A 21348-nucleotide genomic window follows, 5' to 3' on the forward strand; every position below is an offset into this window, starting at 1 on the left:
ATGTCGTCAGGCCTGTTGCTTTAGGCGGTCAGCAATCCACTGGTCGATTTCGACCGAATCCCAGCCGACGGCGCGGATACCTAGGCGGCGTGCCTGCGGAAATTTTCCGGCACGCATCAGCAGGTAGATGTAGGAACGCTTGAAACCGGTTCTTTTTTCGACTTCGGCACGGCGCAGAATACGCTGTTCTTTCTGTGGCATTTCCATGGTGCTACTCCTTAAGTGAGGGTGGAATACCCTGGGATGTAGCGCCTATTAAAAGAGCTTATTGAGGAAAAAACACTGCAATTGCAGAGCGTTTGTCTGCAATTGCAGAATGAATACCTACCATTGCAGTCGGTATGCAAAACGAAAACAGACATGACGAATGGATGGTTTTCTGATACCAGCACGGTTGCGTCGCTATCATCAGAAAAGCTATCCCGCCGTGATCGAGTGGAGGCGTTACAGTTCCGGTGTCAGACTGCGGCGTGCCTCGGAGAATTTGCTCCACAAGGTGCGCTCAGTGATCCCCGCGACACCAGCATGGTGGGTGATGAGTGCGCTGATCACCGAATCCAGCGTATTGAATGAAGAATAGCGCTGTCCACCGGGGGATTCCCCGAGCAGTAATCCCAGCAATCCGCCGATAATGTGTTGGTAGGTCGATTCACTGCGTGGATTGACGCTGCGCGAAGGAGGATGAACGGAGGCGAGTTTGGCGTGTTTTTTATCCAGGGTAACGTACTGTGCCTGCAGCTCTTCGTATGAGCGCAGACTGCGGTGATACTGGGCTTTAAATATGTCACGCTCGGCTATCAGCGTTTGGACGAAATCAACGCTGATGGCTGGATGCACCATCTGTTCAACCGGGTCGAACAGAAACTCGGGCTTCTGATCCGGGTAATAATGTTTCATCCAGGTTTTAAGGGCAACATGGCGGATGGTGATATCAACACCACCAACAAGGTCGTCGGGGGAAAAGGCGTCGGCACACATGACCCCCTGACGGCAGTAGGGCAGTTCGTGATTCACCAATGCATCAATAATGCGGTCAAGATTCAACTGCAGTGACGGCCATGCGGAGAGATCGGCGGTGTGAATTGTCATGCCGTGCGCAACATGCTCAAGGATCTCCGCTTCCTGCGCATACAGCCCACTCCAGCGGATAGCAGCCTCGATCGGGCTGTATTGTATTTTCTCTCTTGTTGGGGTGTTACGTTTGACCATGATTTTTATACCCTATGCTTTTCATCAGAGGTTGCAGGAATTTCCTGTGTTTCCGGGATATCCAAACATTCAGATATTTCGTGTGCCGTGCTTTTCTGCGGGAAGCAGTCAGCAAAAAGGCTTATGTATTTAACATGTCTTGAGTATTTCTGTTACCCCCAAATAGGTATCATCCATGTTCCGTTTTTCATACTACAAATGTGTATTTAAATTGCATCTTCTGTAAGTGCTTTATTTGAGCGAGATAACAGTTTTAGATGAACAGTTAACGTGCAACCTGAACATCTCTCTTTCGGGGGCGTGAGGTGTCTGGATTCTGCGAGTCCCGCAGTTAATTATTAGAATTGTTTTTGTATCTGGGAGGGGAGAGACGAGGGTGATACGCAACTACCTTTCCGCAGAACTGGAATTGAGTTTGGGTGTGAACCACTGAGATCTAACTTGATCTCGTGTTTTTTGCTTTCGTGTGCTCTCAAGAATTTTCCTGCAGGCAATGCCGAGGGTAGACGATGACGTGTGTCTTAGAGGTTGGTTCTGACAGAATGAAGGAAGAAGCTATGAGATAAAACAGCTATTTGTCGCTAACGGGAGGTAAATAAAAATATATATTTTTGAAGAGATCTTGTTGGATGAAAAACAAAGGCATAAGTCTGTATATGTGAAAAATCCAGATAATGAAATTCTATTTGAGAAAATCCGCCCAGTTTCCTCTAGTTTCTTGAATAAGATTTTCCAATCCATTTTTATTTATTTTTTTGAAATGAGTTTTTAATCCTGATGGCAGGGTTTCCAGGTAGCCGTTCACCGAGGGTGATGGTTTCAAACTGATATTGTTGGGAAGAAGGGAGGGGGAGCATGGCAGTTAGTCCATTTTTTGCACTGACCTTATTAGATTAAAGTCCTGGGCTTACGGCCAGGACTTTGTCATCAATCTGAAATAAATTTATTTATTTGAAAGTTTCTCAATTAATTCTTTGAATGCTGGATTGATTTCCATCCACTCTAGAGGGGTGTCGTCATAATCATTTTTCCTCATGATATCAGCGCCGTGTTCTAAAAGCAGTTTAGCTGCAGCAACGTTATTCTGCATAACTGCATAATGAAGTGGCGTATTCCCGATATCACCTGGAATATTAATATTCTCGATAAATGGAAGCATGTCGTTTATGAAGTCTACTCTACCATCGTAAGCGGCCATGTGGATTGGAGTATCCTCATCCATGCCACAACTGATTGGGGATGTTATGTCATAACCCTGAAACATATAAACGTTTCTATAGTATTCTAGAGCAGTCGCAAGACGCTTTTTTAATAAATCAACAGGCATTAGGACACTCCTTCTTCAAACGTTCCTCTAGTTTTTTTACTGTTATAGCATCTAATGCGTTTACAGCAGCATGACGTCCTCCTGGATATTTTGAATGAGGCCATCGAAGGTCATATTTAGTACGTGCTGCTATAAGTTTTTTATGGAACTCGATTCTGTTTTTCAAATCTTGACATGGACAAGGGTCACGCACAGGACCTTGTCACCGAAATACCTTATATACCTAAAATAATTCAAGTTGCTTGTAGGCGGCAACTGAATGAATCCCCAGGAGCTTACTCAAGTAAGTGACTGGGGTGAGTGAAGGCAGTCAACACCCAAGAAACTTGAAATATGAAGAGTATAGACGTTATGTTTCCCTTGTATTCTTTGTTTAAGCGAAATTGGTAAATAAATTTATTTTTTTAAATCAATAGAATTGCTAATGTTTTTTTTCATATGATTTTTTATAAATAGAGTAGCTGAGAAAAATGCTAAATCAATATTTATAAAGATGTGGCAATATATGCATTTTAAAAAGCTAACATCATATTCTATTAGTGATTTTGCATATGGGATTGATGAGGCTAAAGCTAAAAAAAATAAACCTGATTGTATATTTGAATTTCTTATTCGAAAGATTCCTAATAGCTTGGTAAGAAAGTAAATTGCCGCTAAAGAAAAGAAAAATTCAGTGCTAAATAAATTTGATCCATCATTGGTGTAAGATTTTTTTCCTTCATCACCAATAATTAAATAAATAATAATTATTGGTAGTATTGCAAAAAAAAGAGCGGTATAAATTATAGTAAAAAAACTTACAATCGCTTTATATGTTTTATTGGTATGTGCACTGATTTTTTGCATCATTTTCACTTTTTTTCACAGGTTCATCGCAAAAGGCAGATACGAATTCTTTAAATGTGTCGTATTTTTCAGCAGCCTCTTCACCAAGTTTTAATCCAGAATAGTTTGGGTTAAAAGATTCTGGTACGAAATAATCGAAGTTGCCAGTTTTATGAGCAACAAGTAATTCTAAGTATACCCACCCATACATGGCTAATTCTGGTGAGCCCAACATCGATTTCTGAAAAGCCCATCCCATTTGTATATATTGAATGTCATAGCTTATACCAGTTGGAGTATGGATATAGTGATTCCTATAAGAAGCGTCTCCATCTCCAGGTTGATCTTCTGAACCCAGCTTGAATACAAATTTAAAAATATTAGGATCGTTTAAAAATGGATTTTTATCAGATCTTCCAGCGACCTCTTTAAGTGCTTCACAAAGTGTTTTTACCAAACCCCACGGATCACTCCAAAATAATGGGTTCCCATTCACATAAGTGTATCGATTCAACCCTCCAAGTAATCCGATGGGGTCTTCTGTAATATACCTTCCTGTGTCGGGATCGTAGTATCTGTGCCAGTTGTAATGCATCCCCGTTTCATCATCGTGGTACTGCCCCGGAAACCTCAGATTTGACGCAATACTGCTGGTCGTAATTGTTGCCTTGCCAAACGCATGGTAACGCGCTGCCCACAGAATGTTGCCGCTCTTGTCCGTGATCTGGATCGGGGCGTCCAGATGGTCATGGTGGTAGTAGCCGAAGACGGTTTCGTTGTGCTGATTCTTTGTCTTGAGGAACAGCGTCCCCGTGGTAAACGGTTTCTGCGGGTTCGGCCCGTACTGGGTGGTGATTTCCGGGTTTTGGTCTGCCGTGATGGTTTCGTCTGCGTTCAGGGTGAGGGTCTGGGTCGCCTCCGCAATCAGACTGTCATCGGCATACAGGTAGTAGGTGCGTATTGCCTGTGTCAGCGAGTTACCCGTGCTGTTCCGGTACTGTTCTTCCCAGATCCGGCGGTTAAGCGGGTCATCTGAACTCGTGTTTTTTGCTTTGGTGTGCTCTCAAGAATTTTCCTGCAGGCAATGCCGAGGGGAGACGATGGTATGACGTTTGTCTTAGAGGTTGATTCTGACAGAATGAAGGAAGAAGCTATGAGATAAAAGAGCTATCTTTCGCTAACGGGAGCCAAATAAAATTATATATTTTTGAAGAGATATTGTTGGATGAAAAACAAAGGCATAAGTCTATATATGTGAAAAATCCAGATGGTGAAATTTTATTTGAGAAACTTCACCCAGCTTTCTCTAGTCTCTTGAATAAGTTTTTCCAATTCATGGCTATTTATTTTTTTGAAATAAATTTTTAATCCGGATGGCAGGATTTTCCAGTAAGTTGCTCGCCATGGGGAGATTTTTTTGATTTTATTCCTTGTTGAATCTCTTGTTTTTTTTGGTAGTAGATAGATTATTTTATTTGCTAATTCCTCATTAATAACTTCAACGCTGGAATATTGCATTCTATTATAGTTAAAACAATCTTTAATAAACATACTCCAGCAGGGGGTGGCACGTTCCTCCCAAAAATCTCCTCCCAAAGCAGTCAAACTTAAAAATATCTCATTGCTAATGGATTCAATCTTATGGCTGTTTTCCATTAAATGCAATATTTCCTCAAAAGAAGGAGAAAAGTAACCTTTTTTAATAGAACTTGCTATGATTAATCCATTGTTGGCCATTTTATATATATTTTCACATATCACTTCATTTTCAACATTGAATGGAATCGGGGTGTTTAGAAAGGCCCCCGCATCAGAACGGCCAAAGTGTCTGATAGGCGTTCTATAGAGTGCTAAACAATGTGCTATTAAAAAATCTAATTCTTCTATCGTGTTAGTCATCAGAACCCTCTGAATTTACTTTTTACTTTTGCACCATCATTAGTGTCTTCGCAACATTCGCACATCGCTATTGAACCAACTCTAGAGCTACCATCAAGAACATTCCAGTGCTTTCCAACTATATATCCTGAGTGAATAGAGCATGGACCATCCCTTGCTTTATCTTCATTGGATAGACGTATATGATAGCCAAACATTGACTTGTAGCTGTTAAATGCAGAAAATTTGCTAGGGAATGGATAGCCATAAAGTTTGTAGCACTTTATATAGTCACGATATTTTGGGTCATCACATTTTTCGCACTCTTTTGAGTCATTTGACGATGATCCGGATCTTGGTAACGCATCAATGAATGGATTGCTAGGAGAGGTAGGTCCAGGAGTTGGGATGGGAATCACAGGAAATGGCTTTGTTTGGCCTGAAGGTGGTACTCTAAATCTCAAACCTTCAGAGTCAATTTCATTAACAGGGTTACTCCTGGTGTATAAATAGAAATTGTTTCCGCCGGTTAGTTTAATCGGATCCTGCGTTATATACCGTCCAGTATTAGGATCATAAAACCGATTCCAGTTGTAATGCATCCCGGTTTTCTGGTCTTCGTACTGCCCGGGGAATCTCAGGTTTGACGTGATGCGGCTGGTCGTAATTGTTGCCTTGCCAAACGCATGGTAACTCGCAGCCCACAGGATATTTCCGCTCTTGTCCGTAATCTGGATCGGCGTCTCCAGATGGTCATGATGGTAGTAGCCGAAGACCGTTTCATTGTGTCAACGCCAAGATTTATGACCGTTTTTCGCCATTTTTAATGCCCGCTATTTGATCACTTTTGTTGCCCGCTTTCCGCCATTTCATCTTCATTGATTGGCGTTGCGTTTTTAGCTAGAACACCTGCTTTGCGCTTTTCTTTCAACCGATAGCTTTCTCCTTTGATATTCAGTGTCGTTGAGTGGTGCAACAGTCTATCCAGGATCGCCGTTGCCAGGACGTTATCGCCGAACATCTCTCCCCAGTCTGCGAAGCCTTTGTTGGATGTCAGGATGATGCTCGCTTTTTCATATCGGCGGTTCAGCAACCGGAAGAACAGACTCGCTTCCTCTCTGTTCATTGGCAGATAGCCTATCTCGTCCAGGATCAACACCCGGGCATAACTCAGTTGTTGCAACTGACGCTCAAGCCGGTTCTCCTGCTTTGCTTTCATCAGCGTAGCGACCAGTCTGTCCAGTGGCATGAACAGCACACGGTGACCTGCATCTGCCGCTTTCACTCCGAGAGCAACAGCCAGATGGGTTTTACCCACGCCCGGTGGCCCCAGCAGGATCACGTTTTCGCAGCGCTCCACGAACGCCAACCCCGCCAGTTCCCGGACAACCTTGTGATCGATACCTGGCTGGAAGTTGAAGTCGAACTGCTCCAGCGTTTTGACCCACGGGAAGCGTGCCTGCTTCAGCCGGGATTCCATTCCGCGCTGATGTCTACCGTTCCATTCCTGCTGCAGCGCCATGCACAGGAACTCACGGTAGTTGAGCTCTTTTTTAGCCGCCTGCTCCAGCAGGCTTTCAACGTGGTAACTCAGGTGCTCCATTTTCAGACGCCCCAACAGCGCTTCAAGCTCATGCATCACAGCAACTCCTCATAGGTACTCAGTGGGCGATGTTCCACCATGCTCACCTGCTGCCAGAGTGGCGCATGATGTTCCGGTACGGTCTGCCAGCCAGATGAGGCTGAACAGAGTCGGTGTGTGGCCACCTGCTGATCATGACTGTAGATCCGTAGCTCATCATCCAGCGAGATCCGTATCGAGATCGGCTGCCCACAGAGGCTTTCAGGTACGCTGTAACGATTGCCGCCCACCTCGATATAGCTGTCCCATGACACATGGCGGATATCGAAGTAGCTGGTATCGAAGTCGGTCTCCGGCAACGGCTGAAGGTGCGCTTTTTCCAGCGCGAAGCGTTGTTCTGGTGTCTGCCTGAACTGGCGAAGGCTCCGTTTGTCGGCAACATCGGCCATCCACCGCTCCAGTTGCTGGTTAACATGGGCGAAGCTGTCGAACCGGCGATACCGGACGAAGAAGTTCTCTTTGAGATATTTCACCATCCGCTCCACTTTGCCTTTGGTTCTTGCTCTGCGCGGGCGGCAGGCCCGTGGCAGGAAGTCATAGTGGTCGGCCAGCAGCAGGAACCCGGAGTTGAACACCACTTTTCCGTTGTTATTCTTCAGCACCGCGGCTTTCTGGTTATCAACCAGCACGGTTTTCACACTGCCGCCGAAGTAACGGAAGGCACGGACCAGTGACTCATAGGTATGTTCTGCATCCTGCTTTGGCGCGGCGAAGACATGGAAGCGGCGGGAGAACCCCAGCGTGTTAACCGCGAAGTTAACTCTGCATCGCTGCCCGGCGACCTCTACCTCAACTTCGCCCCAGTCATGCTGAAGCTGGTAACCGGGCTGGGTTTCGAAGCGAACGGTTTTCTTTGACGGCCGCATTTTGCGTTTGGGTTGGATGTAATAACGCAGCATAGAGCGTCCACCGGTATAACCCATTGCTTTGATTTCTGCGAGGATGACCTCGCCATTCCAGACATTCTCTGCCAGTCGCGAGTCGATATAATCCATGAACGGCTTCAGTTTGACCATTTTGTGGCGCGTTTTTCTGGCCGGTGGTTCAGGGTATTTAAGGTACCGCCTGACAGTGCGCTCAGAACACCCCACCTGAGTCGCAATATCGACAATGTATGCACCTTGCTTGCGCATTTGCTTTATCATGTAAAAGTCCTCTCTGCTCAGCATGCTGATGTCCTTTCTGGTGTGAGAACCTCAAGGAAACAACATGTTGGGTGGAGCGGACAATCCAAATGGTGAATTACTGTCTTATATCATTGGCGCTAACAATTGTTCTGACTCTTTGTCTTGATGAAGAGGGTGCCAGTAGTAAATGGCTTCTGCGGGTTCGGCCCGTACTGGGTGGTGATTTCCGGGTTTTGGTCTGCCGTGATGGTTTCGTCTGCGCTCAGGGTGAGGGTCTGGGTCGCCTCGGCAATCAGACTGTCATCGGTATACAGGTAGTAGGTGCGTTTTGCCTGTGTCAGCGAGTTACCCGTGCTGTCCCGGTACTGTTCTTTCCAGATCCGGCGGTTTAAGGGGTCATAGCCATAGCGTGCAATCAGCTGTTTGCCGGTGTTTCTGACCGAAAATTTTTATTGCATAACATTATCATCTCAAGTGCTAATTCTCTTCGTTTATTCTTTTAATTGCTTTCTCTGCGAATTCTTTCCATCCTTTATCTTTTATTTTGTTAAATTTCTCTTTTATTGTCCCCATAATTTCGGCATTTTCTTTAATGTTGTATATTTTTTTTCTGGCTATGTAATCAAAATCCATAATTCCTTGATAAATTAATCTGTCATCATCTAGGTTTTTAAATTTTTCGTATAGAAAAAAAATAGCATATTCCCCTTGGTCTACAAACCAAATATTTACGTCAAGGGGGGGTGGATTTTATTTCTTCCGTAAACCATTATTTCATATTGTTTTTCTATTGTCTGGTTTAAAAAATATTCCTTATTTTTTTCTTCGGTTTTATGGTTGTAAAAGTCGGAAAAATAATTATCGTACTCTTTGTTGAAACCTTCTGGTTTTATGGGAAAACATCCGGAAAGGGAGGTTAAAATAATTAGATAAAATATTTTATTTAAAATTTTCATTTTTAATTTAAATATATATTGTGTTCATCTATTACAGGAAGATTTGTTTTAGGGGGTGAGGATGGTGTTTTTTGTAATAGTATTTCTACATCATCACACCTGCAATCTTTGACGGTGAACTGAGCTTTAATTTCACCTTCATATCTATATGCCTCTTTTTCAACCTCAATATTTTCATAACCAACCCGCATGAGTTCTGCTAAATATTCAACCTCTTTTAGCGTTCCTTCTCTGTACTGTTTTACATGTACTAGTTCATGAGCTAAGAGCCCTAGGGCCCATGTAGTACTACCACAAGAGTCAAAATCCTCTTTTATGATGTAAACATCATTATGTCTGGTAATAGCCTGTATATTAAGCATGCGAGTATAAAATGGCCTTTCTCCAATATGAAGAACAACATTTTCAATATCTATTTCATCATAGTATCCAAGGTAAAGAAAGCGGCGTAATATTGTTTTTTCTCTATCAGTAAGTTTACGCTCATAGAGTCCTAGAGGATCAATTCGGTTGACGGAACTTCCTCCGACATATGCGTAAATATTAATCCCCCCCCTCAAACCAATCGGATCCTGCGTCACATACCTTCCTGTACTGGGATCATAATACCGGTTCCAGTTGTAATGCATCCCCGTTTCATCGTCGTGGTACTGCCCCGGGAACCTCAGATTTGACGTAATACTGCTGGTCGTAATTGTTGCCTTGCCAAACGCATGGTAACGCGCCGCCCACAGAATGTTGCCGCTCTTGTCCGTAATCTGGATCGGGGTGTCCAGATGGTCATGATGGTAGTAGCCGAAGACGGTTTCGTTGTGCTGATTCTTTGTCTTGAGGAACAGCGTTCCCGTAGTAAACGGCTTCTGCGGGTTCGGCCCGTACTGGGTGGTGATTTCCGGGTTTTGGTCTGCCGTGATGGTTTCGTCTGCGTTCAGGGTAAGGGTCTGGGTCGCCTCGGCAATCAGACTGTCATCGCTATACAGATAATAGGTGCGTTTTGCCGGGGTCAGTGGGGTGCCATTACTGTCCCGGTACTGTTCTTTCCAGATCCGGCGGTTTAAGGGGTCATAGCCATAGCGTGCAATCAGCTGTTTGCCGGTGTTTCTGACCGCGGTGAGCCGGTTCAGGCTGTCGTAGGTGTAGTGCAGGGTCTGACCGTTCTGGGTCTGGGTGATCTGGTTACCGTTGTCGTCGTAGGTGTAGGTGACTTTGTCGGCTCCTTCGCCTCGCTGGATTAGACGGTTGTTTTTGTTGTATGTCCAGGTGTTGCCATCCTGTTTAATGCGGTTGGCGACCGGGTCCAGGGTGAAGGTTTCAGTGCTTTTACCAAAGAGGCCGCCGCTGTCGCTGTCAACGTTGGTCAACCTTAATTCACTGTCGTAGCCATAGGTTTCGGTCAGGGTTTTGCTGCCCTTGTCGGTGGCATCGGTCCGGGTACGGGTGGTGAGTTGCTGCCGGGTGCCGTAGGTGTTGTCGAGGGTGAGCGGGACGCTGCCGCCGGGGACGTCGATCTTGAGGCTTTCGAGGTTCAGGAGACCCGTGTGGGTGCGGGTCTGGGTGATGCCGCCGGGCAGGAGGATCTGTTTGGGTTCGAGCCAGGTATAGTCGGTGACGGTGAGGGTGCCTTCGCCGGGCAGGGTGACGCTTTTGAGTTGTCCGTGGGCACTGTAGGCGTAGGTGATGTCGGTGCCATCGGGCCAGACGAGTTTTGTCTGTTTGCCCCCGAGGCTATAGCCGGCCTGGTAGCTGAGGGTGTAGGGGCCGGTGGGGGTGGAATAGGTAATCGTTTCACCGGTTTTACGGTTGGCGTCGTCGTAGGTGAGAACCGCTGCGGTGGTTTGCAGGCCCGCCGGCTGGGTGAGGTCGGTGTCGCTCCAGCCGGTGAGGTTGTCAGTGGGGTCCCAGTGGTAGGTGGTGGTGCGGATCAGGGTTTTTTGTGGATTGCGCTGTTCAAGTTTGGCCGGACGGTTGGCTTCATCCCAGGTGTAGTTGAGGATGAAGCCTTTGGGGTCGATACGCTGGGTGAGGCGTCCGGCGGCATCGTACTGGTAGCGGGTCTGTTCGCCTTCGGGCAGGGTTTCGGTCAGGAGCTGGCCGTTGCGGTCATAGTCAAAACGGTAGACGTTGCTGTTGGGGTCAGTGAGTTGAATCAGACGCCCAAGGCTGTTGTAGACGGCGGTGGTGGTGCCTTTGAGGGTGTCGACGGTTTTAGTCAGTTGTCCGAGGGCGTTGTAGTGATAGGTGCGGGTGTGGCCGTCCGGGTCGGTCTGGCTGAGGATCTGGCCGCGTTTGTCGTAGGTGACGCTGTCGGTGGTGTTGAAGGGGCCTGTCCGGGTAGCATAATCAAAAGTACGACTGGCCGGCCATTCGCGTTCGTTGAAACGGGTGTGTTCGGTGAAGGTGGGGGTATCAATCCGGGTCGGGGCATACAGGGTGCCGGGGGTGCCGTCCGGCAGGGTGTAGCTCTGACGGGTGGTGTGGCCCAGCGTGTCGAGGGTTTCGGTCAGGCGCAGGAAGGCATCGTAACGGTAGGTTTGCTGGTCGCCATCGGCATCGGTAAAGCGGGTCAGGTTACCAGCTTTGTCGTAGGCGGCATGCTGGATACCGCTTACCTGATTGGTGATCTGGGTGATACGGTTGACGGTATCGTAGGTGGCCTGGAGGGTTTTACCCCGCGGGTTGGTCACGGTGGTGAGGTTGCCGACTTTGTCGTAGGTGGCACGATAGGTGCGATCCAGCGGGTCGGTGATGGTGGTGAGGCGGCCAGCCGCATCCAGGGTAAACTGGAGGGTGTGGTCAAGCGGGTCGGTGTAGCGGATCAGGTTGCCGGCACGATTGAAGGCCAGCTGATGGCGGTTGCCTTCGGGGTCGGTGAGTTTGCTCGGGAGGCCGCTGTCATGGTATTCAATCAGGATGGTGGCATCGGGGGTGATGGTGCCGTTCTGCTCGGTGCGTCCTTTGCGGGTAATCCTGATCGGTTGGCCCTGGGCGTTGTTCTGGTATTCGGTCACGCGGGCGTCGGCGGTTCCGGCGGCTTCGGTGAGTCTGGTCAGGTTGCCTTTGGCATCGCGTTCATAGGCGGTGATGATGCCCAGTTCGTCAATGGTTTCGATGAGCCCCATGTGCAGAACGTCGTATTTGTACCGGATACTGCTGCCATCTGGGTGGTCAATACGAATAATCTGCTCGAATTCGTTACGAGTAGTGCGGGTATTAAACCCCCGTGCATTGGTTTCCTGCTCAAGTTGCGCACCACTGTCCCGCCGCAGGCTGGTCTGTAATACACCATTGACGGTGTATTCAAGCAGCTTGCCTGAACGGTTGTGAATGTAGATTTCGGTTTTGCGTCCGGCGTCGGTTTCCGGCCCCTGGATTTTGCTGGTGAACTGACTATGGGTATCATCGTAGTCAAACTGGTAGTCGGTGATGCCGCCGTCGGCGGCAATGTGCCGGCTGACGAGCTGGTCGTTGTATTCGATGAGCTGGGTACGCCCTTCACGGTCGGTGAGGGCGGTGAGGCGGTTGCGTTTGTCGTAGCCGTAGCGGGTGGGGTGTCCGAGGGGGTCGTCCACCTGGCTGATGCGGTTCTGTTTGTCGTAGTGGTAGCGAAGGGTGCGCGGGGGTAACGGATCACCTGAGAGCGGATAATCCCGAACTTCTGTTAAAAAGGCCCCCTGATAGTGAAGGCTCAGAAGGACATGTCCGTTCTGGTCAATCAGGCCAATGAGTTTGTCTTCGCTGTCGCGGGCAAACCAGACGGTGTTGAGGTTGGCATCGCCATAGGCGACGATCTGACCCTGGGTGTTGTAGTGGATCCAACTGCCGTCACGGTTGGTCCAGCGGTAGCCTTTGTCGTTCGGCTGAGGCATCAAGACCAGGTTACCACTGGCAAGAGCGCTATGCGTCATGACGGGGAGTTCAGTCACAGGGGCTTTTTTCAGGGAGAAACGGCTGTTGAAGAAGTAACGTCCATTGTCACCCAGGTACAGTTCGTTCTGGCGACGGATGGCTTCGAGGTCAACAAAACTGCTCCCACTCATGATCGTGCCAGCACACAGCGTGGCATAGTCAAGGCTGACACGACGACCCGTGAGATAGTTTGCACCTGGGTTTTCACCCATGATGCGGTTAAAGGGAGTGATGCGTGTGGGCACCAGTGGGGCCGCCTGAATATTCTCCGGGTCGATAAAAACGCCACTGGGTTCCCAGTCTTCATCCACCCAGACCCAGCACCCGTATGTACTGCTGCTGGCGCTGCTTCCTTTACCCTGAAGCGCTGGACCACTCAGATTGCTGTCAATGTCGCTTTGTCGGCTGCCGGTAAGGTTTTTCCAGCTCTGAGAGAGGCTTTCCCACTGGGGGTTGAATTTCCATTCATGTCCGTTCCAGTATCGCATGATGCTCACCGGACCGGTAGCACTCTGTACGCGGATGTCTTCGACGCTGACGGTTGCATAACCGTTTGGCAGCGTAACTCGCAAGCCTTCTCTAGAATCAACACTTTGTGCCTGACTTAAACAAGAGAACTGAAGACACAGCAGGGTAATGATGCTGTGCCGTGCAATGCTGTAAAAGTCTTTCTTCGATATTCTTATCTTGTTTGTCATCAGTTGCATTCCATTCCACCTGGTACAAATGCGCATTTCTTGCCTTTCATCGGCAACGTGCTGCTGCCACCCGTGTTATGGCTCCAGCCCCCACCGCCACCGATACCACCCCCTCCGCTACCCCCACCTCCACCTCCGGAGGAAGAGCATGAACTGTTGCTGTTGGAGAACCAACTGCTTGAGGTCTTGATATCAGCAATTTCCCCATTTTGGCATTCAAAGCATCCACCCACGGCGGTACTGTTGCTGTAGTTGTAGCATCCGCCTCCGGAAGCATTGGGCGCACTGGCACTGTCCTCCAGTGACTTGAGTGCGATGATCCGGTACGGCAGTACAAGGCGTTGTTTAGCCTCCAGCGTTTCGGGCACCTCCGCGAGAAACTCGTACCGGAAGTAGCCATCTTCGCGTGGCAGGGTCTGCTTGAGTTCATCGGCCCGGATCAGGCCATAATTGGTCAGGGTCAGCTCACCGTAATACACATCCCCCGTCTGCATCTTCGGCAGGTTGATGGCATAAGGCTGCAGTACTATCACCGCTGCCGGGACATCGGTTTCAAACGTGGCATCAATGATGATCTCGTACCGGTCTTCAATGACGATCTCTTTAACACTCCACTCGACATTGATCAGGTTGTAGTCCAGAAAGACCGGTTGCAGGGTCTGAACCCCCGGTTTGATCTGCAGCCGCCCGCCCCTTTCCTGATGGTCCTTGGCTTTGGCCTTGTACTGGTAGCGTCCGGCAGGCAGCCCCTTGAAGAGGGCTTCGCCCAGGGTGTCGGTCACTTTTTCGTATTTGAGGCTGGCGATGTCTTCGTGCTGGAGGGTGAGCGTCGCGCCCGCGAGTCCGGCTATGAGCTGGTTGTCTTTGCCCAGGGTGGCGGTGTAGATGTCGGAGGTTTTGAAGAGGACGTCGCCTTTGCCGCTCTGGGTGAGGTTGAGGTAGAGGGTGTAGATGTGCGGGGCAAGGTTGTCGCCGCTGAAGGTGAGTGTGTAGGGGTAGGTGCCGTCCGGGGTGCCTTTGGGGGGGCTGAAGGTGATATCAACCGGGCGTTGTTCGCCAATGCCAAGGTTGCCGGTGACGGCACTGGAGAGGGTGACCCAGGTGTGCGGGGTTTCGCCGTTTTCTTTGGTGAGGATGGCTTTGAGGTTGACGACTTCCTGCAGGCCTTTGTTGGTGATACGGAGGGTTTCCGTGAGGGTGTCGCCCGCACTCATGCCGGTTTCGAGGTATTTGGGGTCGCTGATGAGGTAGGGGGTGCCTTCGGTGAGGGTGTAGTTGATGCGTACGTGTCCGATGGCACTGGCGTGGGTGTCGCTGATGAGGTCCAGGATGAGGGCGCCACTGGGCTGGGCGCTGTTGTCCGCGGTGAGTTTGACCGGGAGGGAACGGGTCTGTTTTTCGGTGAGGCTGACCGGGGGCGGGAGCTCAAGCTGAATGCCCGCCGGGAGAACGCCAGTGGGCTGGCTGGCCGGGTTGAGGGCCAGACGCAGGTTGGTGGCGCTGGTGCCCGGACCGGCTTTGGCGGTGAAGGGGATTGTGAAGGGGTAGTTTTTGGGGATGTCGAGTTTATAGGGGGTCGGTCCGGCGGTGATGCGGTGGATCTGGAAGGTTTTTTGTTCGGGCCGGTCGGTGATGTCGGGGTGGACGGCACTGACTTTGTAGAGGCCGGCATCGGTGAGGGTGGGGGTGTGGCGGTAGGTGAAGGTGCCATCAGCATCGGTCATCAGGGTAAGCGATCGCTCAAATCCCTGCTGGTTGAGAATAATCTTCAGGGGTGTGTTGCCAAGCAACGTACCCGTTGCACGGCTACTGGCTTTTCCTCTGATGAGGATGTCCTGGTCGCCAAAGGATTCGAGGGGGGTGACGTCGGTGACGTCGCCGGTGTAGGCGGTGTCGATGAGTTTGACGGTGCGTTCGCTGCCTTTGCCGGTGATGGTGATTTGATCAGGCTGGCCGGTGTGGTAGCGCAGGGTGTCGACTTCGAGCCGCACGCGCAGGGTGTCCGGGCTGCTGGCGGGGATGTTGAGGGGGAAGGTGTCGGAGGTGTAGGTGGTGCCAGCCGGGATGCGGGCGACGGTCTGGCCGCTGGCAAGGGTGATGACGCCGGCGCCAAAGGTCTGGTGGTAGGGCTGGACGGAGAGGGTGTTGCCATCTGCGTCCAGCAGGCGCAGCCGCAGTTCGGTGGAGGGGTCAGCTCCGTTGCGGGTGGCGGTGAGGAGTTCGAGGTCGACGTCGGTGGTGTTTTCGATGGTGAGACGCAGTTTGCCGGTGCCACCACGAGTGAAGTCTTCGGTGGCCATGCCGACAACGAGGGCGCCATCGGTGACGTCGAGGTTCTGGTTGCGGGTGACGGTGATTCGCCCGTTTTCATGGGGGGTGTGTTCGATGCCAATGTGGGCGGTCAGGGTCCCCGGAAGGTCAGTGTAGCCCCCAACGATAACCGGCACCAGCCGGGTCTGGTTGACGCCCAGGCTGAAGGGTTCGGAGCGGTGGGTGAGGATGCGGTTGCTGGCCGGGTCGATCGGGAGTTTGACCAGGGCCTGGATGTTGTCAAGGCTGACGCTGGAGGTGTTGGTGATCTGGAGTTCGAGCCGGTTCATGATGCCGCGTTTGAGCGGCAGTCCACTGGTGATCTGGGCATTGATGGCCGGAAGGTGGAGGGTGTGCTCAATCTCTTCACCCTGGGCATCGACGCTGGCAACCGTGTAATAACGCTCACCGCTGGTATAGCCGGTGTCGGTGTAAGTCAGAGGACTGATCGGCGCTGAGGTCAATCGGGTCTTGTTTGGTGCCTGCCCGAGATAGATGTGGTAGCCGGTCAGGGTGCCGTTGGGGGCGTTCCAGGTGAGGACCGGCGGGGTGTCGCCATGTTGTTCGATGACGAGGTGGGTGACCGGCAGGAGGCTGGCGTTGAGGTAGGTGCTGTTGGAGGGGGCGGATTCGTTGCCGGCAAGGTCGACAGCCGTGACGATGTAGGCGCTTTGTTCTGCCTGCGGGTAGGGATCGATGGCCTGGGGGGTTTTGAGGCCGGTTTTGAGCGGGGTCAGGCCGTCTGTGCTGGTGATCTGGGTGCCGCCCGCCCGGTAGAGGTTGTAGGTGGGGTTGTTGTTGGGCAGTGGGGCCTGCCACTGGGCCAGGATGCCGGCGCCCGTGAGGGTGAGGGTGAGGTTGCGCGGGGCGCCGGGTCCGGTGTGGATGGCAAGGGCGCTGACAGCAGGACTTTGACCGGAGAGGCTGTTTTCGCCATTGGCCTGACGGACGCTGGCGAGGGTGTAGTGGTAGGTGCCGTCTTTCGGGGTCGGGTCGAGGTGTTCGGTGCCGCTGACCAGGGTGAGGGGTTCCGGGGTGCTTTGCCCCGGTCCCTGACGGTAGAGCTGGTAGCTGTGGGCGTCATCGACGGGTTGCCAGGTGAGCTGGATGGCTCCGGCTGGACGGGATTTGGCGGTGAGGCCCAGGGGGATGGGCAGCGGCGGGAGGGTGCCCTGGTAGATCTGGTAGCGGTTGTAGGCGGCGATTTTGGTGTTGTGGTTGTCGAGGGTGTCGATGGCTTCGCTGCGGAACTGGAGGGTTTCCGGGGCGCCCAGGCCGGCATCGGCCGGGAGGGGGAAGGTGGCCTGCCAGGTGGTGGGGTCGAGGGCGGTGAGGGTGCCCACGCTTTCCGGGCTGCGTACCGGGCCGCTGAGGAGGTAGGTGAGTTTGGGGGTGCCAACGACGGGTTTGTTGTAGGTGAAGCGGACGGTGAGGGTCTGGGCGGGCTGGTTTTTGATGGGGGCCGCCGGGGTGAGCTGGATGTCGGAGAGGATGGGGCCAACGGTGTCGATGGTGAGGCTGTCGCCTTTTTTGATGTCGGTGCCGCGGTTGCCGGTGAGGTCGCGCGCGGAGAGGACGGCGTGTGCAAGGCCGCTGGGGGTGGTGCTGTCAATGAGGAGTTCGCCCCGCCAGGTGAGCGGGTCTACGGCAGTGAGGGTGATGACGAGCGGGGCGCCGCCTTCGGGTACGAGGGCGAGGTAGGGGGCGCTTTGCAGGGGTTTGTTCATGAGGAGGGTGAGTTCGAGCCGCCCCTGGCCGATGTGGCCTGTCTCGGGATCGACTTTGCCGTGTGGGGTGTAGCGCAGTTCTTCGGCGTGGGGCAACGCGGTGTCGATGGTGATGCTGGCCGGGTTGCTCAGTTCGGAGGGGGTGTTGAGGCTGTTTACGCTGACAACACGGTAGTGCCATTGTCCATCGTGGGGGACGAGGTCGTCCCAATTGGTGGCGGTTGTGGGGGCACTGGTGATGCGTTCGGCTTCACTCGTCTGGGTGAAGGGGGTGGCGGCACGGTAGAGGTGGTAGCCGGTGACGTTCGGGTCGGTGCTCCGTGTCCAGGCAAGGCGGACTTTGCCGGCTGCCAGGGCGGTGGCGGTCAGGCCGGTGACCGGGGCCGGGACGTTGTTGTCAGGCGAAAAGGTAAAACCCAGTGAAAGGGTGCTGCTGTTCTCAAGGGTATCAAACGCATTCAGGGTAAAGGTATGAGAGCCGCTCTCAAAGGAGGTGAGATTGACCGCAAGGGTGTAGCGATCGTTACCCGCTGCAGTGAAAGACCCGGCTGGGGTGCCATCAATATTGAGCTGGATGCGGCTCACGCCACTGCGGTCGGTGGCTTTAAGCGCCAGGGTGGCACTGCGGGTTAGCGTAATGCCGTCAGTCAGGGGCTTGCCGTCATAGGTCAGCGCACTCAGAACCGGGCCGTCAGTATCCGGACCGCTGTTTTTGCCCAGCAGGGTGATGCTGGCGCTTTGTTCGCTCTGACGACCGGCATTGTCGGTGGCAATCGCTCGCAGGGTATAAATACCCGCAGGGGGCTGAGAGGCATCCCAGTCCAGAGCGTAAGGGCTGCCTGTCAGTGTGCCGATGAGGGTACTGTTAAGAAAATAGCGGACGTCGCGGATGCCAGAGGGGTCGGAGACAGTGACGCGCAGGGTTTCGGTGCCGTCCAGGGTGCTGCCGGAGACGGGGTAGTCAAGGGTCAGTGCTGGCGGGGTGCGATCCAACAGGAGATCACCACTTAATTGTGTGGTGCGGATTTCTCCCGTTGTGCTGCGGTATTGGACGTGAAGGCTCTTTTTGCCATCGGTGTCGCTTAACGTTTGGGTAACACGGTGGGGGCTGGAAGGCAGGCTCTGCCAGACCGCATTATTGAAATCGGATGTCTCACTGAGGCGATACTCGGTGGCATTCAGACAACTGAGTTCAAGAGTAACGGCGGGGGTGGTGTAATAAGCCGCCGGATTGACAAGGCTGATACGCGGGTGCAGCAGTGGCGCGGCATTCTGGTAGGGCGTGTAGGTGACACCTTCTGTGACGGGCGTACCCTGGCCGCCCGGGTTGCTTGTTATCGTGGGGCCACTGGGGTGCCCCCACCAGGTGTTTTGGGCGGAGACGACAGTTGCTGGCGTGGTATTACTGATACCGCTCTCCGCGTCGCTAAAGTGACTGCCGGTAATACTGGCGGCACTGTTATTAGCCTGGATACTGGTGGTGTTGCGCAAGAAGCTGCTGCTGGTGATGCTGGGAGCCGCATTGTGCAGGGTGAGGCCGACAAGATTGTCCGTCAGTTGCAGGTTATTAAAACCTGGATTCCAGCCATAGACATTTAATACCCCTGTACCGTTATGACCTCTTCCTCCGTCGCGCAGGGTAAGATCACTCAGGGTCAGAGGACCATACGCCGCTGCACTTTTATAAAGGTGTAATCCGCCCCAGTTGCCAGCCGTGGGTGAGCCCGGCGGTATCGATGCCGTTGTGTTTTGCAGGCCGGTGAACATCACATTTTTACCGGCCTGCAAACGTGCGCGTACATGGATATGCACGTTTTCACCGGACTGGATCACCACATTGTTGCCCAGCGTCAGGGAGGCGGCAATCGCACTGAAAGGCTGCAGCATGACCGACAGTGCAACCAGACCCGTCATCAGCCGCTGTCTGTTTCTGACACCGATGGCACAGGTGTGCCTGATGGCGGTACTGACCGTTGAAACAGGTGTCAGGAGACGGGCAGGCAAATGGGTCATGGCAATTCAGAAATAAGATTAATCTGGGCGTGACTGAGCGAAAGGATTGAGTCGCACCCGGTTGGTTTGGCTGCCTGAAAATGAACTGAAGCAGGACAGAAAAACGGCCAACCGGGAGCCTTTATCTACGACTTACCCCTGAAACCCTGCCGCACGCAGCGTGTCGTAGGGAATACTGAAGCGTTTGCCACTGGCTGTCTCAAGGATGGCGGTGCGTTCTCCGGCAAGCGCAATCATGAGATGAACCTTATTGACGGTTTCATTATTTGCAAACCGTGACAGATCCGGACCACTGGCGACGATATCCACGGTATAGGTGACCGATGCCTCCAGTGTGCTGTTTCCCTGTGGCAGGGTGGGGACTGTCACACTGGCACTTCCGGCGGCGAGGGAGCCGGTGATTGGCGTACTGCTTAGGGCTATTTTTTCACCGTATACAGGAATGAGACGAAATTGCACAGTATTACCTGGAGGAATGCGGGTTGTTTCAAACACGATATTCACCGGGCCGGTTGTTTCCTCTGGCAGGATCAGATCTTCCAGACCCACGGGCTCGGCAGGAACCGTTTGTCCGGCAACAGAGGCAATCCGTAGTTGTGGTGCATTACTGGTTGATACAGGTGCTGGGACATCGTTTGACGCTTTTGGCGTGGCAGTACCGGCAAAATTCATTTGTTCGGCTTCGAGTCGAATGCGGCCCGGAGTGCCTCCACCCATGCCATAAGTGCCTGTCCATCCGCATTCGGTCGGAGCCATGCCGTTATAAACGGTTAAACATCCACCACTGGCTGACAGTTTTCCGCTGCCCATAATCTGGGTAGCCACAAGCCGAATCGCCCCCCCTGAACCACCACCGCCATGCCCTCCATCACCATTGTTTCCAACGACGCCTCCTGCCTGACCGCCATCGGCAAGGATCTGTCCGGTAATGTTCAGAAGCCCGGAAGACGCAATCAGGATAGCGCCACCGCCTCCACCGCCACCACTGCCGTGTGAGACATTAATGCCGGACATCGCGCCGCCGCGACCTCCACCTCCGCCGGAACCACCTATCAAAGGCTGCAAGGTGCGAGAACCATAGCCATACGCAGCAGGAATACGGTCTTTTTCAGCGCACTGATAAACAATTCTGTTTGCATAAGCATCTTCGGCATAGGCACCGCCTGTTCCTTGATTTGGATAATAACGTGGCGTATTAGCGCACCCTTCGCCCCCGTCTTTACCGCCCAGTCCGCCTCCTGGGCCTAATCCGTTCCCTCCTTGTGTCTGTGCCGTTGGGATGTCGCCGCGTTTGGGTTTGCCACCATAACCTCCAGCAAACCCACCCGGGCCGCCCTCTCCGGGCCAGCCATCATCATCCAGCAGGCCATCGCCATGTGCGCCTACCGATGCACCATTTTTACCCCGAATGTCAATCGTACCGGCAATGGTGGCATCACCACTGACAAGCAGATAGACCGGGGTATTGGCGGCATTTTTACTGAATGTCACGGTGACATTGGCTGGGATATTGATCGAGGTGTAGTTCAGAACACCAGATGGAGGGAGAGGAACCTCAATATTGGCTGTTGGTTTGAATTCACCATCGGCACCGGTACTGCCACTGTCAAAAGCATAGGCCGATGCAGTAAAGCAGGCGGCAACCAGTATGCTGCCTCTGGTCACGTCTTTGAGCCGGTTTGACGCAAAGTTTTGTGGATAGGAAGACATAAACGGATTCCTTGCAACAG

12 protein-coding genes and 1 pseudogene are annotated in these 21348 nt (G+C 52.1%); all 13 read right to left on the reverse strand.

The window, feature by feature from the left end; translation table 11 throughout:
* Positions 1 to 6 precede the first annotated feature (6 nt).
* Positions 7 to 207 (reverse strand): helix-turn-helix transcriptional regulator, encoded by a 201-nt coding sequence (locus WG891_RS02260; protein ID WP_337261493.1) that lies wholly within the window; start codon positions 205 to 207, stop codon positions 7 to 9.
* 237 nt (positions 208 to 444) lie between these two features.
* Positions 445 to 1209, reverse strand: coding sequence for an ATP-binding protein (locus WG891_RS02265; protein ID WP_337261492.1), 765 nt, complete (start codon positions 1207 to 1209; stop codon positions 445 to 447).
* 943 nt (positions 1210 to 2152) lie between these two features.
* Positions 2153 to 2536 (reverse strand): ankyrin repeat domain-containing protein, encoded by a 384-nt coding sequence (locus WG891_RS02270; protein WP_337261491.1) that lies wholly within the window; start codon positions 2534 to 2536, stop codon positions 2153 to 2155.
* A gap of 396 nt (positions 2537 to 2932) precedes the next feature.
* On the reverse strand, positions 2933 to 3385 hold the full coding sequence (locus WG891_RS02275) for a hypothetical protein (RefSeq protein WP_337261490.1): 453 nt from the start codon (positions 3383 to 3385) through the stop codon (positions 2933 to 2935).
* Positions 3354 to 4373 carry an RHS repeat-associated core domain-containing protein gene (locus tag WG891_RS02280; protein WP_337265194.1) on the reverse strand — a complete coding sequence of 340 codons (1020 nt, stop codon included), beginning with the start codon at positions 4371 to 4373 and terminating at the stop codon, positions 3354 to 3356. The genes WG891_RS02275 and WG891_RS02280 overlap by 32 nt, the downstream gene beginning before the upstream one ends.
* A gap of 266 nt (positions 4374 to 4639) precedes the next feature.
* Positions 4640 to 5260 (reverse strand): hypothetical protein, encoded by a 621-nt coding sequence (locus WG891_RS02285; RefSeq protein ID WP_337261489.1) that lies wholly within the window; start codon positions 5258 to 5260, stop codon positions 4640 to 4642.
* Positions 5260 to 5994, reverse strand: a pseudogene (locus tag WG891_RS02290) (RHS repeat domain-containing protein); the annotation flags it as partial. The pseudogene WG891_RS02290 and the gene WG891_RS02285, both read right to left, overlap by 1 nt.
* An 86-nt stretch (positions 5995 to 6080) precedes the next feature.
* A complete protein-coding gene (istB, locus tag WG891_RS02300; protein WP_337261488.1) occupies positions 6081 to 6878 on the reverse strand; it encodes an IS21-like element helper ATPase IstB in 798 nt (265 codons plus the stop codon).
* On the reverse strand, positions 6878 to 8050 hold the full coding sequence (gene istA, locus WG891_RS02305; protein WP_337261487.1) for an IS21 family transposase: 1173 nt from the start codon (positions 8048 to 8050) through the stop codon (positions 6878 to 6880). The genes istB and istA overlap by 1 nt, the downstream gene beginning before the upstream one ends.
* Before the next feature lie 435 nt (positions 8051 to 8485).
* The gene (locus WG891_RS02310) at positions 8486 to 8641 is read right to left on the reverse strand and encodes a hypothetical protein (protein WP_337261486.1); all 156 of its coding nucleotides are present in this window, start codon (positions 8639 to 8641) and stop codon (positions 8486 to 8488) included.
* A 325-nt stretch (positions 8642 to 8966) separates the two neighbouring features.
* Complete coding sequence (locus tag WG891_RS02315; protein ID WP_337261485.1) at positions 8967 to 13577, reverse strand: RHS repeat-associated core domain-containing protein; 4611 nt, start codon at positions 13575 to 13577, stop codon at positions 8967 to 8969.
* On the reverse strand, positions 13568 to 19618 hold the full coding sequence (locus WG891_RS02320; RefSeq protein WP_337261484.1) for an Ig-like domain-containing protein: 6051 nt from the start codon (positions 19616 to 19618) through the stop codon (positions 13568 to 13570). The genes WG891_RS02315 and WG891_RS02320 overlap by 10 nt, the downstream gene beginning before the upstream one ends.
* Before the next feature lie 132 nt (positions 19619 to 19750).
* On the reverse strand, positions 19751 to 21328 hold the full coding sequence (locus WG891_RS02325) for a hypothetical protein (protein WP_337261483.1): 1578 nt from the start codon (positions 21326 to 21328) through the stop codon (positions 19751 to 19753).
* Positions 21329 to 21348: the final 20 nt, after the last annotated feature.

This window comes from Serratia sp. MMO-28, assembly GCF_037199905.1.
GTDB classification, from domain to species: domain Bacteria; phylum Pseudomonadota; class Gammaproteobacteria; order Enterobacterales; family Enterobacteriaceae; genus Chania; species Chania oryzae.